At 73.2% G+C, this 21,227-nt stretch carries 19 protein-coding genes; 7 read left to right on the top strand and 12 right to left on the bottom strand.

The annotated features are described in order from the left end of the window. Window positions 1-155 precede the first annotated feature (155 nt). Window positions 156-1,193: a CU044_5270 family protein gene (locus tag ACZ4D5_RS22740; protein ID WP_467774204.1), complete on the top strand. Its 1,038-nt coding sequence runs from the start codon at window positions 156-158 to the stop codon at window positions 1,191-1,193. Window positions 1,194-1,344: 151 nt separating this feature from the next. Further along, the gene (locus ACZ4D5_RS22735) at window positions 1,345-1,782 is read left to right on the top strand and encodes a hypothetical protein (protein ID WP_467774203.1); all 438 of its coding nucleotides are present in this window, start codon (window positions 1,345-1,347) and stop codon (window positions 1,780-1,782) included. 2 nt (window positions 1,783-1,784) lie between these two features. Here ACZ4D5_RS22735 and ACZ4D5_RS22730 read toward each other — a convergent pair whose 3' ends face one another. The 4 genes from ACZ4D5_RS22730 to ACZ4D5_RS22715 form a co-directional block, all read right to left on the bottom strand. After that, window positions 1,785-2,708: an RNA polymerase sigma-70 factor gene (locus tag ACZ4D5_RS22730; protein WP_467774202.1), complete on the bottom strand. Its 924-nt coding sequence runs from the start codon at window positions 2,706-2,708 to the stop codon at window positions 1,785-1,787. Window positions 2,709-2,781: 73 nt separating this feature from the next. Next, window positions 2,782-3,255: a carboxymuconolactone decarboxylase family protein gene (locus ACZ4D5_RS22725; RefSeq protein ID WP_467774201.1), complete on the bottom strand. Its 474-nt coding sequence runs from the start codon at window positions 3,253-3,255 to the stop codon at window positions 2,782-2,784. A 111-nt stretch (window positions 3,256-3,366) separates the two neighbouring features. Continuing rightward, a complete protein-coding gene (locus ACZ4D5_RS22720) occupies window positions 3,367-3,633 on the bottom strand; it encodes a hypothetical protein (protein WP_467774200.1) in 267 nt (88 codons plus the stop codon). Between the two features lie 92 nt (window positions 3,634-3,725). Next, a complete protein-coding gene (locus ACZ4D5_RS22715; RefSeq protein WP_467774199.1) occupies window positions 3,726-4,145 on the bottom strand; it encodes a hypothetical protein in 420 nt (139 codons plus the stop codon). On the opposite strand from ACZ4D5_RS22715, the gene ACZ4D5_RS22710 reads away from it, so the two are divergent. After that, a complete protein-coding gene (locus tag ACZ4D5_RS22710) occupies window positions 4,144-4,485 on the top strand; it encodes a GNAT family N-acetyltransferase (RefSeq protein ID WP_467774198.1) in 342 nt (113 codons plus the stop codon). The two genes, ACZ4D5_RS22715 and ACZ4D5_RS22710, sit on opposite strands and share 2 nt — an antisense overlap. Window positions 4,486-4,635: 150 nt before the next feature. Here the strand turns inward: ACZ4D5_RS22710 and ACZ4D5_RS22705 are convergent, their stop codons facing one another. Further along, complete coding sequence (locus ACZ4D5_RS22705; RefSeq protein WP_467774197.1) at window positions 4,636-6,894, bottom strand: FUSC family protein; 2,259 nt, start codon at window positions 6,892-6,894, stop codon at window positions 4,636-4,638. Window positions 6,895-7,080: 186 nt separating this feature from the next. Between ACZ4D5_RS22705 and ACZ4D5_RS22700 the strand changes: the two genes are divergently transcribed. The 3 genes from ACZ4D5_RS22700 to ACZ4D5_RS22690 all read left to right on the top strand — a co-directional run bounded on the left by ACZ4D5_RS22700 (window position 7,081) and on the right by ACZ4D5_RS22690 (window position 10,543). Then, window positions 7,081-7,551, top strand: a complete 471-nt coding sequence (locus ACZ4D5_RS22700; protein WP_467774196.1) for a peroxiredoxin — start codon at window positions 7,081-7,083, stop codon at window positions 7,549-7,551. Between the two features lie 21 nt (window positions 7,552-7,572). Beyond that, window positions 7,573-8,811, top strand: coding sequence for a MalY/PatB family protein (locus tag ACZ4D5_RS22695; protein WP_467774195.1), 1,239 nt, complete (start codon window positions 7,573-7,575; stop codon window positions 8,809-8,811). Between the two features lie 193 nt (window positions 8,812-9,004). Continuing rightward, window positions 9,005-10,543, top strand: coding sequence for an alpha/beta hydrolase (locus ACZ4D5_RS22690; protein WP_467774194.1), 1,539 nt, complete (start codon window positions 9,005-9,007; stop codon window positions 10,541-10,543). Window positions 10,544-10,546: 3 nt separating this feature from the next. Here ACZ4D5_RS22690 and amaB read toward each other — a convergent pair whose 3' ends face one another. The 5 genes from amaB to ACZ4D5_RS22665 all read right to left on the bottom strand — a co-directional run bounded on the left by amaB (window position 10,547) and on the right by ACZ4D5_RS22665 (window position 17,412). Then, window positions 10,547-12,076 (bottom strand): L-piperidine-6-carboxylate dehydrogenase, encoded by a 1,530-nt coding sequence (amaB, locus tag ACZ4D5_RS22685; RefSeq protein WP_467774193.1) that lies wholly within the window; start codon window positions 12,074-12,076, stop codon window positions 10,547-10,549. Next, window positions 12,073-13,461, bottom strand: coding sequence for a 2-oxoadipate dioxygenase/decarboxylase (gene hglS / locus ACZ4D5_RS22680; protein WP_467774192.1), 1,389 nt, complete (start codon window positions 13,459-13,461; stop codon window positions 12,073-12,075). Before hglS ends, amaB begins: the two co-directional genes overlap by 4 nt. Before the next feature lie 45 nt (window positions 13,462-13,506). Continuing rightward, window positions 13,507-14,655 (bottom strand): NAD(P)/FAD-dependent oxidoreductase, encoded by a 1,149-nt coding sequence (locus tag ACZ4D5_RS22675; protein ID WP_467774472.1) that lies wholly within the window; start codon window positions 14,653-14,655, stop codon window positions 13,507-13,509. Window positions 14,656-14,889: 234 nt separating this feature from the next. After that, window positions 14,890-15,867, bottom strand: coding sequence for a type II CAAX prenyl endopeptidase Rce1 family protein (locus tag ACZ4D5_RS22670; RefSeq protein WP_467774191.1), 978 nt, complete (start codon window positions 15,865-15,867; stop codon window positions 14,890-14,892). 153 nt (window positions 15,868-16,020) lie between these two features. Then, the gene (locus ACZ4D5_RS22665) at window positions 16,021-17,412 is read right to left on the bottom strand and encodes a helix-turn-helix domain-containing protein (RefSeq protein WP_467774190.1); all 1,392 of its coding nucleotides are present in this window, start codon (window positions 17,410-17,412) and stop codon (window positions 16,021-16,023) included. A 174-nt stretch (window positions 17,413-17,586) separates the two neighbouring features. Between ACZ4D5_RS22665 and ACZ4D5_RS22660 the strand changes: the two genes are divergently transcribed. Then, complete coding sequence (locus tag ACZ4D5_RS22660) at window positions 17,587-18,924, top strand: M64 family metallopeptidase (RefSeq protein WP_467774189.1); 1,338 nt, start codon at window positions 17,587-17,589, stop codon at window positions 18,922-18,924. Between the two features lie 205 nt (window positions 18,925-19,129). On the opposite strand, the gene ACZ4D5_RS22655 is transcribed toward ACZ4D5_RS22660, so the two are convergent. Together ACZ4D5_RS22655 and ACZ4D5_RS22650 are read right to left on the bottom strand one after the other, a co-directional pair. Next, the gene (locus ACZ4D5_RS22655; protein WP_467774188.1) at window positions 19,130-19,972 is read right to left on the bottom strand and encodes an SAM-dependent methyltransferase; all 843 of its coding nucleotides are present in this window, start codon (window positions 19,970-19,972) and stop codon (window positions 19,130-19,132) included. A gap of 167 nt (window positions 19,973-20,139) precedes the next feature. Beyond that, the gene (locus ACZ4D5_RS22650) at window positions 20,140-21,126 is read right to left on the bottom strand and encodes a LacI family DNA-binding transcriptional regulator (protein ID WP_467774187.1); all 987 of its coding nucleotides are present in this window, start codon (window positions 21,124-21,126) and stop codon (window positions 20,140-20,142) included. Window positions 21,127-21,227: the final 101 nt, after the last annotated feature.

Below are 21,227 nucleotides of genomic sequence, written 5' to 3'. Positions count from 1 at the left end.
TGCGACGGGTTCCGTCCCCGCGACGGGTTCCGCTCCCGCGACGGGTTCCGTCCCCGCGACGGGTTCCGCTCCCACCACCCCTACTGCTCGCCCCGCACCGGCCGACCGGCCAGCCCCTGAAGCGATCTGCGCCACCGTTCCGGAGGACCACGGCCATGGCTCATGAGATGCACGACGACGAACTCGCGGCGCTGCGCGGCGCCGACCCCGTGCCCGCCGACCACCCGCGGCTGCGCGACCGGCCCCTGCCGGCGCACGCGGAACGGCAGTTGAACCAGCTCCTGTACAGCGCGCAGAGCGAGCGGAGCGCGCGAGGCGCGCGTCGACGCCCCGTGCGCCAAGTGCGCCGCCTCGTCTGGGGCATCGAGATGGTCTCGCTCGCCGTGGCGGCGGCGCTGGCACTCGTCCTCGCGGGGTCGAGCAGCGCGCCCGCCGCCGCGGCGCCCCACCCGCTCACCCTCACCGCGGGCTCCGAGCCGCTGTCGCTCGGCAGGATCGCGGACCTGGCGGCGACGGCGGCCGCGGCCGACGGCGCCCCTCGGCTGCGCAGGGGCACGCACGTCCTGACCTGGAGCCTGGCCGTGCGGTCCGGTTCGGGCGCCGCGCCGATCACACTGCCCGAGGAGCGCGTCACCCGCTGGCGGGCGGACGGCAGCCACTCGGAACTCGTCGTGGCCACCGACCCGCGCCACCCGGGCAGGCCCGTCATCGCCGACGGCGACGACGGGCCCCGCGCGGTCCGTGACGGCAAGGTCCTCAGCGACCGTACCTACCCGCCGAGTCGGGGAACGGCCCCGCCCCAGTCCCGGCCCCCGCACACGCCCGGGCACCTCCGCACCTACCTGGCCGAGCTCAGCCGCCCCAGCGACCCCGTCCCGCTCACCGGCACCGGCGAACTCCTGGACGCCGCGGCGATGTTCCTCCGCCACTGGACGCCGGGAGCGCGCGAGACGGCGGCGCTGACCCGCCTCCTCGCCGACGCCGACGGCCTGCGCCCGGTCGGCGCGGTCACCGACCGGCTCGGCCGCCCCGGCCAGGCGTACGTGTACGAGGCGGACGGCCTGCGGCGGATGCTGATCCTGGACCCGGTGCGCGGAACCGTCCTCGGCCTGGAGGACACGCTGACCAAGAACGATCGCGCGTACGGGGTGAAGGCCGGGGACGTCATGTCGTACAGCGCCTGGATGCGCTGACCCGGTCCCGGCACGCGGCGGGTGGGTGCTTGAAGCCTCCGGCACGGTGATCGTTAACATGTGCCAGATGGGCGTAAACAAGCAGGAATCGGGCGATCGGGTTGAAGTGTCCGGGGAACGGGCGTCCGAGGGGCGGGTGTCGGAGGAGCAGGTGGCCGATGCCAAGGCGCGGGCGGCGCGGCTGCTGCTCGCGTTCCGGCACGGCAACCAACTCGCCTACGACGCCCTGATCGAGGAGTTCGGCGCCGACGAGCGCACCACCGACCTGGTGTCCGCGCTGTGCTGGATCGCCAACGAAGGCGTACGCAAGGCGTATCTGCCCGAGGCCGGGGACCAGGTGCTGCGGCACATGGTGCGCAGGGCCGACTTCGGCGACCGGTTCGTGCTGACGGAGGACGGCGCGGGGCCGGACGCGGGGGAGCTGCTCGAGGCGGTCGCGGCACAGGAGGTGAGCGCGGTTCAGGAGGTCGTGCGCAGGACACCGGACACCACGTTCCTGCTGGGCAAGTTCGTGCTGGCCTTCGCGATGATGCTGCCGGACGTTCCGGAGGCGGTGCTGAAGGAGGTCGTGGAGGAACTGCGGGGGTGAGGTCACTCCGAGGGCAGGCGCACCTTCTGTACCTCGCGGTGGACCTCCCAAGGGTCCGCCACCGGGCCCACGTGTCCGAGCTTGTCGGGGTTGATCACGGAGCGGATCGTCCGGATCCGGCCGTCGAGTACGTCGAGCGCCAGGGTGTGGAGGACCTTGCCGTCCCGGTCGCGGAAGATCGCGCCCGGCTGGCCGTTGAGGTCGTGCGGCTCGAAGGTCACGTCGACCCGGGCCATGCGGGGGAAGACGGCGGCGAGCAGACGGGCCACGTTCGTGGCGCCCATGATGGCCCTGGCCAGCTGCGGGGCCTTGCCGCCGCCGTCGCCGACCATCGACACGTCGGCGGCGAGCAGGTCCCGCAGGCTCTCGACGTCGCCTTCGCGCAGGGCGTCGAAGAAGCGTGAGGCCAGCTCCTCCCGCTCCTGGCGGGCCGCTTCGAAACGGGGGCGCCCGGCTTCCATGTGCCGCCGCGCCCGCACGAGCAGCTGCCGGCAGGCCGACTCCGACCGCTCGACCGCCGCGGCGACGTCGTCGAAGCCGAACCCGAAGACCTCCCGCAGCACGAACACCGCCCGCTCCAGCGGGCTGAGCCGTTCGAGGAGGAGCAGCGCCGCCATCGACACGGAGTCGGCCAACTCCGCGGAGCGCGCCGGGTCCTGATACGGATCGCTCAGCAGCGGCTCGGGAAACCACGGCCCCACGTACTGCTCCCTGCGCACCCGGGCGGAACGCAGGACGTCGATGGAGATCCGTGTGACCGCGGCGGACAGGAAGGCCTTGGTGGAGGTCGGCGTGGTCGAGGAACCGTCGAAGCGCAGCCAGGTGTCCTGCACCGCGTCCTCGGCCTCGCTCACGCTGCCCAGAATGCGGTAGGCGATCGAGAACAGCAGGGGCCGAAGCTCTTCGAACTCCTCGACTTTGCGCACGCCGACTCCTCTTCCCTGTGCGGGTGTTGTGCGGTTGAGCGGTTGAGTGGTGATGCGGTTTCAGCGGGGTGTTTCAGTGGAACTGTCCGGGCTGGTAGTCGCCGGCCGGCTGGCGGGCGATGACGTTCATCCGGTTGGCCATGTTCATGAACGAGACGAGGAGCACCAGGGCGGTGAGGCGCTCCTCGTCGTAGAACTTGGCGGCCCGCGCCCACACGTCGTCGCTGACGCCACCGGCCGCGTCCGCGACCCGGGTGCCTTCCTCCGCCAGCTCCAGGGCGGCGCGCTCGGCCTCGGTGAAGACGGTGGCCTCGCGCCAGGCGGCCACGAGGTTGAGCCGCGCCGAACTCTCGCCGGCCGCGGCGGCGTCCTTGGTGTGCATGTCGATGCAGGCCGCGCAGCCGTTGATCTGGCTGACGCGCAGCGCCACGAGCTCCTGCGTCGCGATCGGCAGGGCGGAGTCCTTGAGCGTCCTGCCCGCCGACATGAAGTGCTTGAGGGCCTTGCCCGCGGTGGGGCTGGCGAAGTAGTTCAGTCGCGCGTCCATGGGGTGCTCCTCGGTGATCGTCGATGCGTCGTACACCCCTGAGACGGGGTGGCGCGATCCCCTGTGACACGCATGTGTGTGACCTGCGTCTCCGGTCGCCCGGCCGTGCGGTCAGGGGGTGTCGCCCCGCCAGTCCCACATCACGTCCGAGCCGGGCCGCGGCCCGTACCCGGCCCGTCCGCCGGGGCCGTACGCCCCGATCTCGGTGACCAGGAGCGCGCCCTCGGCGAGCTGACGCTCCGTCCACCCCGTGACATCGAGGAGCAGTCCGTCGAGCGGTCCGCCGGACAACTCCCGATAGGCGTGGCCGGGTTGCGGGCCCGGATCCGGGTCGTCGTGGTCCGCGCCGTACACACGGCGCCGTATCAACTCGTCCATGGGGTGAGCCTCGCACGAGGCACTGACATCGTGGCCCGGCCCCGGCCCCCGGCCCGATTCTGCCCCCGACCCCGGAGGCCAGGGGCAGTCGGCTAAGGGCGGCCGTTCAAGAGGCCCAGTTTGCGGGCCCTGGTCAGGTGGTTCATGACCGTCTTGCTGTTGCGGCCCGTCGCCTCCGCGAGCATCTTCACCGAGGTCTTCGTGTGCGCGGGGCCGCAGGCCAGGTAGGCGCGGGAGAGTGCCTGGAGGCAGGCGTGGGTCACCGAGCCCCGGCCTGCCACCGTGAACGCCTGGAGCGCCTCGACGGATTCGCTCAGCTCCCGGATGGCGTCGCCGACGGCGCGTCCCGAGGACTCGGGGCGCCCCATCGTGATCTCCCGGAGCACGGTCGAGGAGATCCCCACGAGACACACCACGAGAAAGCCAGGACTGATGAGCACCCCGTTCCCCCCGCCCTGCACGCCCGCCGCGCCGAAGACGAACGGCAAGGCCGTGGCCTCCATGGCGGTCATGCCAGAAGCGGACGCTCCGGTGCGCCTGGTGGGTCACGGCATCGTGCTGCGCGAATGGGCTGACGCCGACTTGCCCGCCATGGTGAGCCCTGTCGACGATCCCGAGATCGCGCGCCGCTCGCCGTCGGCGTCGCCCTTCGACCTGGCGGCGGCCACCGCGTACCTCGACATGATCCGCCGCACCCGGATCGCCGGAGAGCGGCTGCACCTCGCGATCACCGCTGACGGAGGAGCTCCGCTGGGCGAAGTCCTCCTGAGCCTGACCCGGGGCAGCACGGGCTGCGCCGTCGGCGCCAGGTACCGGGGCGGCATCTGCCGCTCCGTGCCGTCCGGCTCATGACCGTGTATGCCCACGAGGTCCTCGGGTTCGAGCGCGTGGTCCTGCAGATCGAGCCGGACAGTCGCGCCGGAGCTACACCCTGTGAGCGGCCGTTTCCGCGCATCGTCCTGTCCGGTTCCGCGCCGGACAGGGCCGTCACCAGAGGTGGGGTCACCCCGACACCGCGTCCCGGTCGCGCCCCGCGATCGGTACTCCGAGCGGCCGGGCCAGACCGACGATCCCCTCGTCGAGCCGCTGCAGATGCCGCAGCACACGGAACGCCACCGAGCCGGTCCGCAGGACCTCGTGGCGGCCGCTGTCCAGCATCGAGGCGATGCTCGCCCCCGACTCGATGGTGCCGTCCGGGTTCTCGTCGCGCACCTGCGCGGCGATCAGGTCGATGTTGTGCGTGATGCGCCGCCCGGCGAGCGCGAGACGCGCATCGGCCGCGACGCTCTTGCTGGAGGGCACCAGCTCGGCCGTCGCCGCAAGCGAACGCGCGTGGTACGCGCACGTCTCCAGGAGCGCGACGACATAGCGGGCCGTCTGGCGCCGGGCCCGCAGCGGGGCGATCGGATGCGTCAACGGCTTCGTGGAGCTGCGCAGATCGTCCAGTGCCGTGTCCAAGTCCCGTGCCAGGTCGACCAGATCGACCGCGGGCCCGCCGCTGAGCTGGGAGACGGCGGCCGACACGACGTCCCGCAGCCGCGCGAGGACGGTGCCGAGCTCCTCGTCCGTACGGTGCGAGGTGCGCACCGGCAGGACGAGGACCGCCGCGATGATCCCGCAGGCCGCGCCGAGCGCCGTCTCCTCGATGCGCAGCACGAGGACGTCCAGGCTGTAGGTGTTGAGCAGCGTGTAGAGCAGTCCCAGCATCGCGGTGACGAAGAAGGACATCATCGCGTACGACAGAGGGGCCGTGAAGAACATGCCGAAGATGCAGAGCACGACCAGGGCGAACGCGATCCACGTGTGGTTGCCGACCGCTCCGGCCAGCGCCACACCGGCCACCACGCCAAGGACCGTACCGACGAGCCGGCGGTAGCCCTTGACCAGGATCTCCCCGGTGGACGCGGTGTTGAGGAAGACCACCCAGCAGGTGAGGACCGCCCAGTACCACCGCTGCGTCGACAGGAACTCGCCCCCGACGATGGCGAGGGCCGAGCCCACCGCGACCTGCACGGCCGCCCTGGTCGTCGGCCGCCGCAGCCCCGTCGGCTCCTCCTCCGCCTGCTCCACCGCCTCACCGGAGAGCGAGATCTCCTCCGCCTCGAACTCCTCGCGGGAACGGGCGGCTTCCGGGCTGTCGTACTCCTCGTCGCGCGCGCCGTCCACCGCGAGACGCAGGCCCAGGATCGCGCGCGCCGCCTCACCGACCGCGCGGAAGCAGTCCTGGACCGCCGGCGAACCCTGCGGCAGACCCTGCTCCTCGCGGTAGCCGAGCAGCCTGTTGCGTACGTAGGGAAGCGCCGTACCGCGATCGTCGGGCACCAGGCGTACGACGAGCAGATGCAGGGCCCGCAGGTCCCTGCGCAGCGCGGAGCCCGCGTCCTGCCCGATGCGGGTGCGCCCCGGCGCGGGGGCGGGGGCGTTCGGCAGGTGCAGCGTGATGGTCTCGACCCGCTCGGCGCTGCGCGCGTTCAGGAGCAGCACACCGAGGCGCTCCGCGGCGATCTCGGCGTCGGCGACCCTGCGCTGCAGCAGCGCCGCGGCGGACGCGTCGCGGGTGCCCTCCTCCAGACGGCCCTGGATCATGAGCGCGGCCTCGTGCAGCCGGGCGGTGCTGCGCCGCAGGTCGTCGAGGACCCCCGGCACGTCGTCGGCGTCGGCGTCGAGGAGTTCGATCTGGTGGGCGACGAGTTGGGCGAGCCGGGCCCTGAACGCCTCGCGCAGCCGGGCGAGGGTCCGCTCCGGAGTCTCGGGCACCACGGCGAACCGCACGACGGCGCTGCACACGAAGGCGATGGTCAGCGTCAGGTACAGCCCCGGCAGCGCCGACACCGAAGCGCTCACGAACAGGGAGACGAAGTACACCTGGAAGCCGATCAGGCCGAGCGCGGTGCCCCGGTCGCCGAACCGGCGGGAGTACACCGCCCCGAAGATCAGCAGGACGAAGAAGAGGTCGCCTGTCACCACGCGGGAGTTGAGCAGCGCTCCCAGGGATATCGCCGCCAGCGCCACGGGCAGGCCGAGCGCCAGCGTGATCGCCTGGCCGCGCACCTCCTTCTCCTGGATCGCGAACGTGGCGACCATCGCCGCCATCGCGCCCGCCACCAGATGGGACACCGAGGTGCCGAGCAGGGCGAGCACGGCGAGGGCGAGGAGGATCGCCCCGACCGTGCGCAGTCCCGCCATGAGCCGCAGGAGTCCCGGGTCCGAGGCCGAGAAACGGTCCCAGACGCCCTTCGCTGTCCGTCGTGCCGCTGCCATCGCGATCCCGTACGCTCCCTGGCTCGTCCCGATGTTCCCTGGTCACCGGCCCTTTCATGGGCCGGTAGTGCCCCAGCATCGCATGGGCGCGTCCGTGCGGATCATGGCTGGAGTAGGGTTTCGCTCCCGCACTCGAGGAGGCACCGTGGCAGCGTCAACGGACCGTACGTCGCAGGGGAGCAGGGCATGACCGCGCGCGTGGCGGTGGGCGACACCGTCGAGGACTTCACCCTGCCGGACGAGACCGGCACCCCGAGGCGGCTCTCCGAACTGCTCGCGGACGGCCCCGTCGTGCTGTTCTTCTACCCGGCCGCGCTCACGCCCGGCTGCACGGCCGAGGCCTGCCACTTCCGTGATCTGGCCGCCGAGTTCGGTGCCGCGGGGGCGCGGCCCGTGGGCATCAGCGGCGACGGGGTGGAGCGCCAGCGGGAGTTCACGGAGCGGCACACCCTCGGGTTCCCGCTCCTCTCGGACCCCGAGGGCGTCGTGCGCGGCCGGTTCGGGGTGACGCGCGGCTTCTCGCCGGCCCCGACCAAGCGCGTCACGTTCGTCATCGGCCGGGACCGCGCCGTCGCCGAAGTCGTCCGCAGCGAACTGCGGATGAGCGCGCACGCCGACCGCGCCCTGGCAGCCGTACGCCGTCTCGAAGAAGGCTGACCTCAGCCCGGGGAGCACCGCATGAGCACGAGTGAACCGTCGAACCGCCGGACAGACCCCTTGGTGCAGCTGTCCGTGGCGCAACTGAGAGAGCGCACCAGCATGAAGTGGCGCGCGCACCCCGCGGACGTGCTGCCGCTGTGGGTGGCGGAGATGGACGTCCCCCTCGCGCCGCCCGTCGCCGAAGCCCTGCACCGGGCCGTCGACCGCGGCGACACCGGATACCCCTTCGGCACCGCCTACGCCGAGTCCCTCGCCGCGTTCGCCGCCACGCGCTGGCGGTGGGACGGCCTGCGGGTCGAGAACACCGCGATCGTGCCCGACGTCATGCTGGGCATCGTCGAGATACTGCGGCTGGTCACCGACCCCGGAGACGCGGTCGTCGTCTGCCCGCCCGTGTACCCGCCGTTCTACGCCTTCGTCGCCCACGACGGACGGGAGGTCGTCGAGGCCCGCCTCGGCCCCGATCGGCGCACCGACCTGGACGCGCTCGAAGAGGCGTTCGTGCGCGCCCGGCGGGGCGGGCGGCGGGCGGCGTTCCTGATGAGCAATCCGCACAACCCGACCGGCGTCGTGCACACGCGCGCCGAGCTGACCGCCATCGCCGCGCTCGCCCGCGGCCACGGCGTGCGCGTGATCTCCGACGAGATCCACGCTCCGTTGATCCTGCCCGGAGCCCACTTCACGCCGTTCCTGAGCGTGCCCGGCTCCGAGGACGGCTTCTGCGTCACCTCCGCGTCCAAGGCCTGGAACCTCGCCGGGCTCAAGGCCGCCCTGGCCGTCGCGGGCAGCGAGGCGGTGGGCGACCTGCGCCGGATGCCGGAGGAAGTCGGCCACGGCCCCAGCCACCTGGGCATCCTGGCCCACACGGCGGCCTTCCGCGACGCGGGCGACTGGCTCGACGAACTCCTCGTCGGACTCGACGCCAACCGGAGCCTGTTGGGCACGCTGGTCCAGGAGAACCTTCCGCACGCCGGCTACCTCCCGTCACAGGGCACGTACCTCGCCTGGCTGGACTTCACCCGCCTCGCGCTGCACGACGAGGACAGCGCGGGACCCGGGGTGGTGAGCGAACTCTCGGGACCGGCGAAGCTGTTCTTCGACAAGGCCCGCGTGGCGCTGAGCTCCGGGCACGTCTTCGGCACGGGCGGCGCGGGCTGCGTACGCCTCAACTTCGGCACGTCACCGGAGATCCTGCGCGAGGCGGTGGAGCGGATGGGACGCGCGCTCGCCGAGCTCGGGCCACCGCCCGGCCGCTGAGCGTGCCCGGCCGAGCCCTGCGGGGCAACTCCCCGGTGCTCTCCCCCGATCGGGGGAGAGCACTTTCCCGCTGTGCCGCGATGTGCGACCGAAGCCTCCGGATCCAGGATTGCGGAGCGATCGATTCGCAGGCCTCCCCCGTACGAGAAGGGCAAAGGCCCGTCAACTCTCTCCACTGAGGACGAGCATCGTAGTGCGCAAGACACATGTGGCAACCCTCCTGGCCGTCGGCGCCTCGGCGGCCTTCGTCTCGACGGCGGCACCTGTGACGGACCTTGTCCGATCCGGGACCCCGGCGTCCGCGGCCGCCGCGGCCGAGGGCCCTCTGCGGCAGTACACGCACCAGAAGGTCGACTGGCGGCGCTGCGCCGCGACGACCCCCGCCACCTTCCAGTGCGCGACCGTCCAAGTGCCGCTCGACTACCGCGATCCCGGCGGAAGGAAGCTCGACGTCGCGGTCTCCCGGATCAGGGCGACCAGCGCGAAGGAACGCCGAGGTGTGCTGTTGCTCAACCCCGGCGGCCCCGCCGCCCCGGGCCTGGGCATGCCGCTCGACCCAGGGGCCGAACTCCCCGAGGAAGTGAGGCGGACGTACGACCTCGTCGGGTTCGACCCGCGAGGCATCGGCCGCAGCTCCCCGCTCAGCTGCGGTCTCACCGGCGGCGACCTGAACAGCGACCGTCCGTATCACGCCGAGACCTTCGCGAAGGACGTGCGATGGGCCCGTACGGTGGCCGACAAGTGCCGGGCCAAGGAGAGCGACAGGCTGCGGCACATCACCACCCGCAACACCGCCCGCGACCTGGACGTCGTGCGTGCCGCACTGGGCGAGAAGAAGATCTCCTACCTGGGCTACTCCTACGGCACCTACCTCGGGGCCGTCTACATGCAGATGTTCCCCCGCCGCGCCGACCGGTTCGTCCTGGACAGCGCCGCCGACCCCGCCCGCTTCGGGCGGGACACCCTCCAGCAGATCGCGAAGGGCAGCGAGCCCGCGTTCGTGCGCTGGAGCGAGTGGACGGCCCGGCGGCACACGACGTACCACCTGGGCAGGACACCGGCCGAGGTCCGCAGGGCCTTCTGGCGCATCGTGTCCCGGGCCGACCGCGAGCCCCTCGCCTTCGAGGGGAAACGCCTCACCGGTGACGACATCCGCCTCGCCACGCGCATGGAGTTCTTCCACGTCGAGAAGGGGGCGGAAAAGGTCGCCGCGCTGAAGAGGGCCGCCGAGGGCGAGAAGCCGCCCCCGCCCCGTACGCCCGAGCCGACGCCCGGCCCCGCCGAGGAAGCGCTCTCCCGCGGCGTTCCCGCGGACAACTACGACTCGAGCCTGTGGGCCGTCATGTGCGCCGACCCTCGTACCTGGCCGCGCGATCCCGAGCGGTACGGCCGCGACGCGGTGCGCGACAAGGCCCGGTACCCGCTGTACGGCGACTTCGCCTCCACCATCACGCCGTGCGCCTTCTGGAAGCCCGCCGACGAGCTCGATCCGAAGGTCGGCAACACGGTCCGGGCCCTGGTGGTGCAGAACGCGTGGGACTCCCAGACGCCCCTGACAGGCGGCCGGGCCATGCACCGGGCCCTGCGCGGCTCCCGGATGGTCACCGTGGCCGACGGGGTCGGCCACGGTGTCTATCCCTTCGGCTCCTGCGCGGACCGGACCGTCACGAACTACCTGACCACCGGCAGGCTCCCCGGCAAGGACCTCACCTGCCGAGGGGAGGGCCGGTGAGCGTCACAGGAAGCTGACGTTCTGGGCGAGGGAGAGCGTGCTGGAGTAGTTGACCGTGTTCGTGGCGGGCCGCATGTAGGCCCGCCACGCGTCCGACCCGGACTCGCGGCCGCCGCCCGTCTCCTTCTCCCCGCCGAACGCTCCGCCGATCTCCGCGCCGGACGTCCCGATGTTCACGTTGGCGATGCCGCAGTCCGAGCCCTCCGCGGACAGGAAGCGTTCGGCCTCCTGCTGGTCGCGGGTGAAGATGCTCGACGAGAGGCCCTGCGGCACGTCGTTGTGCAGGGCGATCGCCTCGTCGAAGGTGTCGTACGTCATCACGTACAGGACGGGAGCGAACGTCTCCTCGCGGACCACGTCGGTCTGCCCGGCGACGCGCACCACCGCCGGTTCGACGTACGCGGCGTGGGGCGCCGTGTCCACCGGGCGGCGGGCGCCGCCCGCCAGGAGTTCGCCGCCCTCGTCGCGTACGCGGGCCAGCGCGCCCCGCATCCGGTCGAGCGCCTGGGGGGAGATGAGCGGTCCGACGAGCGTGGCCCGGTCGAAGGGGTCCCCGATGGGCAGCTTCCGGTAGGCGGCGGTGAGCCGGCCGACGAGCGTGTCGGCGATGTCGCGGTGCACGATCAGACGGCGCAGCGTCGTGCAGCGCTGCCCCGCCGTGCCGACCGCGGCGAACACGATGCCCTGCACGGCGAGGTCCAGGTCGGCCGACGGGGCGACCACCGCGGCGTTGTTGCCGCCGAGTTCGAGCAGGGAGCGGCCGAAGCGGGCGGCGACGCGCGGGCCGACCTCGCGCCCCATGCGGGTCGAGCCGGTGGCGCTGACCAGGGCGACGCGCGGGTCGTCGACGAGTCGCTCCGCGACGGCGCGGCCGCCGAGCAGCAGCCGGTGCACGTCGCGGGGCGCCCCGACGTCGTCGGCCGCCCGGGCGAGGAGTCGGTCGCAGGCGAGCGAGATGAGCGGGGTGAGCTCGGAGGGCTTCCACACCACGGTGTCGCCGCAGGCCAGCGCGATGGCGGTGTTCCACGACCAGACGGCGGCGGGGAAGTTGAACGCGGAGATGACACCGACGACACCGAGGGGGTGCCAGGTCTCCGCCAGGCGGTGCCCGGGGCGCTCCGAGGCGATGGTGCGGCCGTAGAGCTGCCGGGACAGACCGACGGCGAAGTCGCAGATGTCGATCATCTCCTGGACCTCGCCGAGCGCCTCGGAGCGTATCTTGCCCGCCTCGATGGTGATCAGGTCGGCCAGGTCCTCCTGGTGCGCGCGCAGCAACTCGCCGAGCCTGCGCACCAGTTCGCCCCGGCGCGGGGCCGGGGTGGTGCGCCAGTCGAGGAAGGCCGCGCGGGCGGCGGCGAGCGCCTCCTCGGTCGTGGCCGCGCCCGCCGCGGCGAGGCCGAAGAGGTTCTCGCCGGTGACGGGGGTGCGGGACCACAGGGCGGCGCCCTCGGGGACGGTGACGCCGACGCGGTCGAGTGCGGAGCGGGCACGGGCGCGCAGCGTGTCGGTGGTGGGCAGGACGATGCCGGTCATGGGGCTCCCTGGGGGCTGAGTGCGCGGGCGACGTGGGCGAGGGAGCGGTCCTGCTGCCGCTCGTACAGCGCGAAGGGGTCGACGACCTCGCGGTGCAGCATGCCGGAGAGCCGGTCCGCGTCGTACGCACCGCCTTCCCTGTCGCTGTTCCTGGACCCCGTGTCGCTGAGGTTGGACTGGAAGATGCCGGCGGCGGAACGGGGCAGGAAGTCCTCGTACACGATCGGCTCGGCCCGCACCCAGCCGCCGTCGAGGAGGCCCTCGATGTCGGTGGGCGGCAGGCTGCCGTCCCTGGGCCTGTCGGGCACCACGTGGTAGGTGAAGAACCCGAGCCCCCGCGCGGCGAGTTCGCGTTCGGTCGGCGGCAGGTGCTCGGCCCACACGGCCCGCGCGACGTCCCCGCGCTCGGCGGTGGGGCGGTGCGCCGCCCGCTCGTCGACGAGGGCGAGCATGCGGTCGTAGAGGGCGCGGCCCTTTCGGGTGAGGGCGATCCCGCGGGCCTCGACCTCGCCGAAGCGCACCCGCAGCGCGCCGCGGGTCACGCTGCCGTCCGCGGCGCGCAGGGCCCGTGGCTCGGCGAGCGCCCGGAAGGAGGTCTGGCGCAGCAGGACGTCGGGCCCCGCCCAGCGGGGCGGCCCCTGAATGGTGTCGATCATCTCGATGCCGCGCTCGGTCATGCGCCGGTACAGCTCGTCGATGTCCAGGACGCGCGGGGTGAGGTGGTTGATGTGGGTGCTGCGTACACCGCCGATGTCGGCGGCGACGGCGGAGATCCGCTCCAGGGCGGCGTACCAGTCCCTGTCGATGGGCTCGGGCGACAACTCGAAGGACCGCACGGCCAGTTCGAGGAACCGCTCGGCTTCCTCCTCGGACAGCTCCCGCTCCGCCTCGGCCCGGTCGGCGAGCGCGAGCAGCTCGGGCGGGAACAGCTCGCGCCCCGCCAGGAACGCGGTGAGGCGCTCGCGCAGGTCCGCGTCGAAGAAACGGGGGTCGGAGACGGTCAGCATGGAGGTGAAGACCCGGAACGGATTGCGGGCCAGCTCGTCCTCGGCCACGGGACGGAACGCGGTCGACACGACGGGCAGCGCGCTGGAGGGGGTCTCGCGCAGGTCGTAGAAGCCGACGGGGTGCATGCCGAGGGCGCCGAAGACGCGGGCGACCTGCCGCAGTTCCTTCGGGGTGCCGACCCTGATGGCGCCGTGCCGTTCGGCGGTGACGCGGCCGATGGAGCCGAGGCGCTCGGCGTCGGCGCCCCGCGCGCGCAGCACGTCCTCGTTGACCTCCCGCGAGACGTCCACGAGCGTGGTGTACGCGGGGACCTCGCGCCCGTACATCCGCGAGAGCCGCTCGGCGAACGCGGCGCGCAGCCGCCACTGCGAGATCATCGCGACGACGTCCTTTCGCTGTGTCCGCCCCAACTGGCCCGCTCCTCAGACCACATGGGCTTCCGGGCGGTTCACGGCGCCGGCGCGGAAGCGGTCCGCGCGCAGCGGGGTGACGTCGACGCACGGCCGTCGTTCCAGGTACAGGTCGCGGACGATCTCGCCCACCGCGGGGGCCTGCAGGAAGCCGTGCCCGGAGAACCCGGTGGCGTAGAGGAAGTTGACCGGCGAGGCGGCGCGTCCGATGAGCGCGTTGTGGTCCGGGGTGACCTCGTACAGGCCCGCCCAGCCTCGGCACGTCTCCATGTCGGCGAGGGCGGGCGCGCGCTGCCGCGCGACCGCGCGGAAGAGGTCCAGCCACTCGGGGGTCCACGTGGTGTCGAAGCCCTCGGTCTCGCCGGGGTCGGCGAGGCCCAGGAGCAGCCCGTCGTCGCTGTTGTGGAAGTACGCCGACGACGCGAAGTCGATCGTGAAGGGGATGCGCGGTGCCGCGGGCACCAGCGGGACGGTGAAGGCGAGTTGGCGCCGGAGCGGGCGCACCGGCAGATCGACGCCCACCAGGGAGCCGATCCGCGCCGACCAGGCTCCGGCGGCGCAGATCACCGCCCTGCAGGAGACGGGCCCGCGGTCGGTGTGCACGACGGTGACGCGTTCGCCGGCCGTGTCCATGCCGGTGACCGTGGTGTGCGTGGCGAAGACCGTGCCCGCGCGCGCCGCGGCGCGGGCGTACCCCCGGACGACGAGCGCGGGCCGCGCGTGGCCGTCGGCGGGGGAGTGGGCGGCGGCCACCAGGCCTTCGGTGCTGAGGTAGGGGCAGAGCACGCGGGCCTCGCGGGGGCCGATCATGCGGCTGGGGACGCCGAGGCGGTTCTGCGTGCGCACGCCCTCCTCGAAGTCCGCCGCCTGTCGGGCGCCGGTCAGCAGGAAGAGATAGCCGACGGTGGCCAGTTGGATGTCCGCGCAGGGGCGGCGCGGGAAGTCGCGGAAGGCGCGCAGACTCCGGTGGCCCAGCTCGATGTTGAGCGGATCGGAGAACTGCGCCCGCACTCCGCCGATCGGCTTGCCCGAGCTGCCGCCGCCCAGCTCGCCGCGCTCGACGACGACGATGTCGCGTACGCCCGCCTCGGCGAGGTGGAAGGCGATGCTCGCCCCCATCACCCCGCCCCCGACGATCACGACGTCGGCGGTGGCCGGCAGGGCGTGACGGGCGGTGCGGTCGGCGGTCGGTGCCGCGGACGGGCGCGGTGCCGCGGACGGGGTCGGCTCCGGCAGGGACGGTGAGGAGGCCAAGTGGCCGCTCCCTTCCAGGCGTCGGCCTGGGCTGTCATGGCGTGGCGGGGAACGCTGAACAGCTGTCTGCCCGCCATGGTGCAGCACCCCGCCCTTGGCCGTCCATGCGTGGGAGCCGCCGAAGATCCCGGCGCGGCCGGATCAGTGCGGTGCCGCGACGGCGGGCGCGCCGCCCGCGGCGGGCACCTGTCCGGGGGCGGCCGCGCCGCCGTCCCCGCGCCGCTTCCCCATCCGCCGCAGCACCGCGAAGGCGGCCGTGGCGACGAGCAGATACACCGGTACCAGCAGCTCCACGTCCGGCGACGACGTCTCCACGGACCAGCCCGCACCGCGCTCGCCCCCCTCGAACACGACCCGGTTGACGGTCAGGAAGGCCAGATGGGCGCCGATGCCGACGCACAGCGGGGCGCGGCGCAGCGCGGTGCGGGCCGTGACGAGCATGAGGCCGAACACTGTCAGGAGGACGAGGTAGTCGACCGGATTCCCGCCGCCCGGCGCGAGGCCCACGGGGTCGGCCTCCTCGCCCACCAGCGGCGCGACCGCGGCGCCCACCACCGTCGACAGGCCGGGTACGACCAGGAACACGGCCGTCGTGCCGAGCGCGGAGCCGACGCCGCCGAGGCGGGCGCGCAGCGAGGTCCATGTGTGGCCGCGCAGGGTCGTCTCCTCGGGCAGCGCCTCCAGGAGCAGCGCGACCACTCCGTTGGACACCAGGAAGCCGGCGAGGACGGGCAGGTCGGGGCTCGACCAGCGCAGCAGCCCGGCCGCCGTCCCCGCGCCGAGCACGAGCGCCGCGGCGCCGGTCGTCACGCCCGCCCCGACGAGCAGGGCCCGCAGGTTCTCGCCCGCGCCGCCGAAGCCGACGTCCTTGAGGGATCCGCCCCGGCGGCGCAGCGCGTACCCGACCAGGGGCACGGCCATCAGGCTGACCAGCGCGGCCGGGATGAGCCGGGCCACGAACCCGCTCACGCCGACGGCGTCGGCGAGCGCGGGGCCGAGCGCCGTGCCCGCGCCGAGGGCCACGCCCATGACGACGCCGCCGAAGAGGGCCCGCCCCAGGGCCGCGGTGAACGAGGGCGGGGCCGCGGAGGTGCGGGGCTGCGGGGACGGGGCTGCCATGGGTCTCTCCTCGGTTCCGCCGTACGAAGGCGCCGGTTGTGGGCGCGTTCACCATCCCTTTCATCGTCGGCGGCCGGGCGATCTTGTGAGTCGTAGCCGTGGATGAAATGGCGGTACATCTTTCGATGCAGCGGCGGGGCGTGCGCGCGGTGGCTACATCGGGGGAGTGGCGGGCGCGGGGCCCAGCGTGGTCGTGCCGGGGGCGGCCCGGTGGCCGAGACCCGTGCGGTACGCGTCCATCGCGGCCTCCACCCGTCCGGTGCGGCGCAGCAGATCCCCCAGCAGACGGCAGAGGTCCGCCAAGTCCCCGGCCGCGCTGGAGCGTTCGAGCAGGGACAGGGCGGCGCAGTAGTGCTCCTCGGCGCGTTCGGTGTCGCCCCGGTCCTCCGCGATCAGCCCGAGCAGGCGGTGCGCGCCGCCCGCGTGCACGGCGCCGCGCCCGGCCCCGAGGGCGCCGGTCGCCTCGTCGTCGCCGGTGGTGAGCAGGGGACGCAGCAGCGCCTCCGCCTCCTCGGCCTTGCCCCGCCGCCGCAGGACGTCCGCGAGCTCGACCTCGACCTGCTCGGTGAAGAGCGCGGCCCGCTTGGAGGCGAGGATGTCGCGGGCCGTGCGCAGCTCGCTCTCGGCGTGCTCCAGGTCGCCGTCCTGGGCGTGCACATAGCCGCGCATCCAGTGGCAGTGGGCGAGTTCGGTGCGGATGTGCAGCTGGCGGTAGAGCTCCTGGGCCTTGGCGAGCGACGCGTCGGCCTCGGCGATGCGGCCCTCGGCGATGAGCGTGCGGGCCACCCCGCGGTGCATCCCCGCGACCAGCGCCGGGTCGTCGACGCGCGGCGCGAGCGCGAGGGCCAGCTCGGCGGCGTGCGCGGCCCGGGCGTGGGCGCCCATGTCCATGTACGGCGCGATGGACGCCGTGTACAGGAGCAGCAGCGCGTCGGGGTCGTGCAGTCCCGCGGCGTCGAGTTCGTCGAGGGTGCTCTCCAACAGGTAGCAGGCGTAGCGCAGTTCACCGGTGAGCAGATGGGCGGTGGCACGGCCGCGGACGGCCGGAACACGGCGCGGCAGCGGCTCGTCGGCGAGCAGCCGCTCGACGGCGGCGAAGCAGTCGCGAGCGCCCGTGAGGTCACCGGACTCCAGCAGGCAGTCGCCGAGGCCCTGGAGCGCGGCGGCCTCCTCCTCGGCGAGACCGTGCCCGACGGCTTCCGCGCGCAGGGCGCGGAAGAGCGCGGCCGCGTCCTCGGGCGCGCCGGTGGCCAGGGCGAGCCGGGCGTCGGTGAGCCGCAGGCGCAGGTCGGCGGCCAGGTGGGCGGGGCGGCCCGTGACCAGCTCGTCGTAGCTGACGCCGAGGCGCTCGGCGAGGTGGCGCAGGGCGGCCTCGGAGGGGCGCACCTTGCCGGACTCCAGAGTGGAGACGTACGCGGGCGTGTAGGCGGGCTCGGCCAACTGCCGCTGGGTGAGGCCGCGTTCACCGCGCAGGCGCAGGACGCGCCGCCCGATCTCGGCCGGGTCGTCGGGGCGTGCGCCGCCCTCGGAACTCTTCTGTGCCATTGCCGCCCCTCCGTGCGCCGCACCCGGCCGTCCGGCTCGTGCGGCGTGAACTCGCCGCCTTCACCGACAACTTGACGCACACCCATTGCCTGGAGTCCCAAGAACCCCTACGTTGAGCCGCGCCTTAACCCCAATTAACCCGCCATTTATATCGCGGACTCAGGAAGGACGACCATGCCCCCCACGCAACCCATACCCGGCCGTGCCAGACGCACGCCGCTGCGCATCGCCCTCGCCTCCGGCATCGCTCTCACCGCGGCGCTCGCGGTGACCGCTCCGGTGGGCACCGCCACCGCGGCCGACGAACAGGGCCCCGCGGCCCAACGGACCGAGCGCGTCGAGTACTTCACCGGACCCGGCACGCACCCCCGGCACACCGAGGTCCCCGCCTCCGAGCCGCTCGCCCCCGAGGAGCGCGCCAGGATCAAGGGCGACGGCGATGTCGTCCCCATCGTCCAGACGGGGCCCACCGACACCAAGCTCGACGTGGTCTTCATCGGCGACGGCTACACCGCCTCGCAGCAGGAGGACTTCCACGCGGACGTGCGCGCCAAGTGGGCCAAGATCTCCGCCGTGGAGCCGTACGCCGCGTACAAGAACCTGTTCAACGTGTGGGCCGTGGACGCGGTCTCGCGGCAGTCCGGCGTCTCCGGCGACCCGACGAGCGGCACCGTGAAGGACACCGCCCTCGGTTCGGCGTTCTTCTGCGACGGCATCGAGCGTCTGCTGTGCGTCGACACCAACAAGGTGGAGTCGTACGCGAAGAAGGCCGCGGACCCGGATCTGGTCATCGTCCTCGCCAACTCCACCAAGTACGGCGGCGCGGGCTACAACGACATCACCTCGCCGTCCGGCTACGACGGCATCGCCACGGCCTCCTCCGACCACGCCCAGTCCGACCAGGTCGCCGTCCACGAGACCGGCCACTCGCTGGGCAAGCTGGCCGACGAGTACTGGTACGAGGAGTACGGCACCTACACGGGTGCCGAGCCGTGGGAGTCCAACATCAGCAAGCTCACGGCCGACCAGCTCACCGCACAGAAGAAGAAGTGGTACCGGTGGATCGGCCAGACCTCACCGGACGGCGGGACGGTCGGTGCGTACGAGGGCGGCGGCTACTACCCGCGGGGTCTCTACCGCCCCACGACGGACTCGATCATGCGCACGCTCGGCCGGGAGTTCAACCTGCCCGGGCGCGAGGCCATGATCGCGGGCTTCCACCGGCACGCGTCCGTCGTCACCCCGGTGACGGCCACGGACCGTGCGGTGCGGCGCGACACCAAGGTCCGCGTCGAGGCGGCGGACGGCGTGCGGCTCCGCTGGAGCGTGGACGGCCGCGAGGTCCGACGCGTGCGGGACGAGACCGTGGTGACGCCGCGCGCCCTGGGCGTCCCGTCGGACGGTCGCGCCCACACGCTGTCGGTCCGTGCCACGGATCCGACGGACGCGGTCAGGGACCCGCGGCTGCGGTCCCTTCTGACGGACGCGGTCGAGTGGCGGGTGCAGCGCTGACGAAGCGCTGAACAGGTGAGACGCCGGTCGGCCGGCACCCGGGGACCCGGTGTCGCCGGCCGGTCGGCGCCTGCGGCGCGGGTGCGTCGGCCTGCGGCCGGCCCAGCACCCCGAAGACCGGCACGGACGCGGAGCAGACGACTCAGCGGATCTGTGTGAAGACCGTGCGGCCGCGGGGCGGGCGCGGTGCGCTGCTTCGTCCCGCCTAGGCGCGGCGGCCGTGGACGATGCCCCAGCGCAGCTGCTTGCGGCGGGCCGCGTCCGCCCAGAGCGGCAGATTGGCGAGCAGGTTGTCCACGTAGCCGGGGCTGATGACGCCGCGCAGCTCCTCCTGACGCCTCTCCGTCTCCTCGGTCAGCCGCACATAGTGCTGGGTCAGGTGATCGCTCCGGTCGTCGAAGTCGGCGCGGGAGACGCCGAGTTCGGCGAGCGTGCGCAGATAGAACTCCGGTGTGGCCAGCGCGTCCACGCCGAGCCGGGACACGGTGGGCCGCAGCTCCTCCTCCAGGGAGTCGTCGGCGGCCATCAAGTCCGTGAACACCAGGGCCCCTTGCGGCTTGAGCACACGGACGGCCTCGTTGAGGAGGCGCGTCCGGTCGCCGCTGTGGCAGAAGGCCTCCAGGGACCAGACGACGTCGAAGTGCCCGTCCGCGTAAGGAATGTCCTGAAAGGAGCCGGTGACGACCTCGATGAGCCCGTCGAGCCCGCGCTCGACGTTGGCGGCGCGATGGCGCCGGTTCTGCGCCTCGCTGATGTTGAGGGCGACGACGCGGCAGCCGAAGTGCTCGGCCAGATGGCGTGAGGAGCCGCCGTACCCGGACCCGAGGTCGAGGACGGTGCTCCCCGGTGTGAGGAGGTCGGCGACCTCGGCCGCGGCGCGCTGGACGGTGCGGCGGGAGGCGTCGGCGATGGCCTCGTGCTCATGGTCGTAGATCCCGATGTGGATGTCCTCGCCGCCCCAGACGGCGTCGTAGAACGCGTCGACATCATCGGTCTCGTAGTAGGTGCGCGTCGCTTCCTCGAAAGGCTGCGCGCTGTCGTTCGGCATGGTTGCCACCCCTCGCTCGGTGATGTCCGTGCGGTGCAGAGATCACCTCGACCCGGTGATCAGCTTCACCCGGGGAGCAGCTTTACGCACGCCGCGTCGTCTTTCCCAGGGCGCGAACAGGCCAGCTGTCGTGTGCGGAGAGCCGCGCGGCCCGTGCGCGGGCGCGGTCAGGGAGCGGCGTGGCTCGATGCGCGTACGACGAGTTCCGGCGCGAGGCGTATCGCGCGCTGGGGGCCGCCGTCGCCGGTGCCGTCGGCCAGGCGGTGCCCCAGGAGGCGTGCCGCCTCGGCGGCCAGTTCCGGCACCGGCTGGCGGACCGTCGTGATGCCCGGCGCGGACAGGGCCGCCATCGGGATGTCGTCGAAGCCCGTGACGGCGACCTCGCCGGGCACGTCGGCGCCCAGCTGCTGCAGGCGCTGCAGCGCGCCGATGGCGATGAGGTCGTTGGCGCAGACCAGGGCGTCGGGCCGGTCCTGCCACACCTCGTCGACGGCGGCCCGGCCCCACTCCACGGAGAAGTCCCCGAGGAGCACCCGGTCCGGCGCGGCGGGATCCAGCGCGCCCGCCCCTGCCGCGTACGCGACGCGCCGCTCGGCGGCCGCCGATGCCGTGCCCGCCGCCCCGACGAAGCAGACGCGGCGCCGGCCCGTGCGCGCCAGGTGGTCGAGGACGAGGGCCATGCCCGCGCTGTTGTCGACCGCGACGGAGTCGGCGATGCCGGGCCCGCAGCCCCGGTCCATCAGGACGAGCGGCACCCGGGCCGCCGCCGAGGCCACCGCCGCCCTGCTGCGGACTTCGTGCGCCGGGATGACCAGCAGGGCGTCGACCTGCCGGCTCAGCAGGTCGGCGATGTACTCCGCCTCGGCCGCCGGGTCGTCGTCGCAGTCCGCGAGGAGCACGGCGCGCCCGTCCGCGTTCAGGGCGTGTGTCAACTCCCGCACGAGCGTGGGGTAGAAGGGGTTCGTGATCTGCGGCAGGACGAGGCCGACCGTGCCGGTGGAGCGGCTGCGCAGCGCCCGCGCCGCGTGGTTGGGGCGGTAGCCGAGCGCGTCGGCGGCCTCGCGGACGCGGCGGGCGGTCTCCGTGCCGACGGGCCGCGTGCCGGCCAGGACCCGGGAGACCGTGGCGACGGAGCAGCCCGAGGCACGGGCCACATCTCTCAGCGTTACGTCGGCCACGCCGCGCCCACCCGCCCTTCGGTACGTTTCGGCAAACGTTATCAGCGGCCTTGTGGCGTCACCAGGGACCATTTCGT

The sequence above is a fragment of the Streptomyces sp. NPDC025651 genome, from assembly GCF_055558735.1.
The sequence above is the reverse complement of the archived record's forward strand: the minus strand, read 5'-3'. Positions and strand labels throughout refer to the sequence as shown.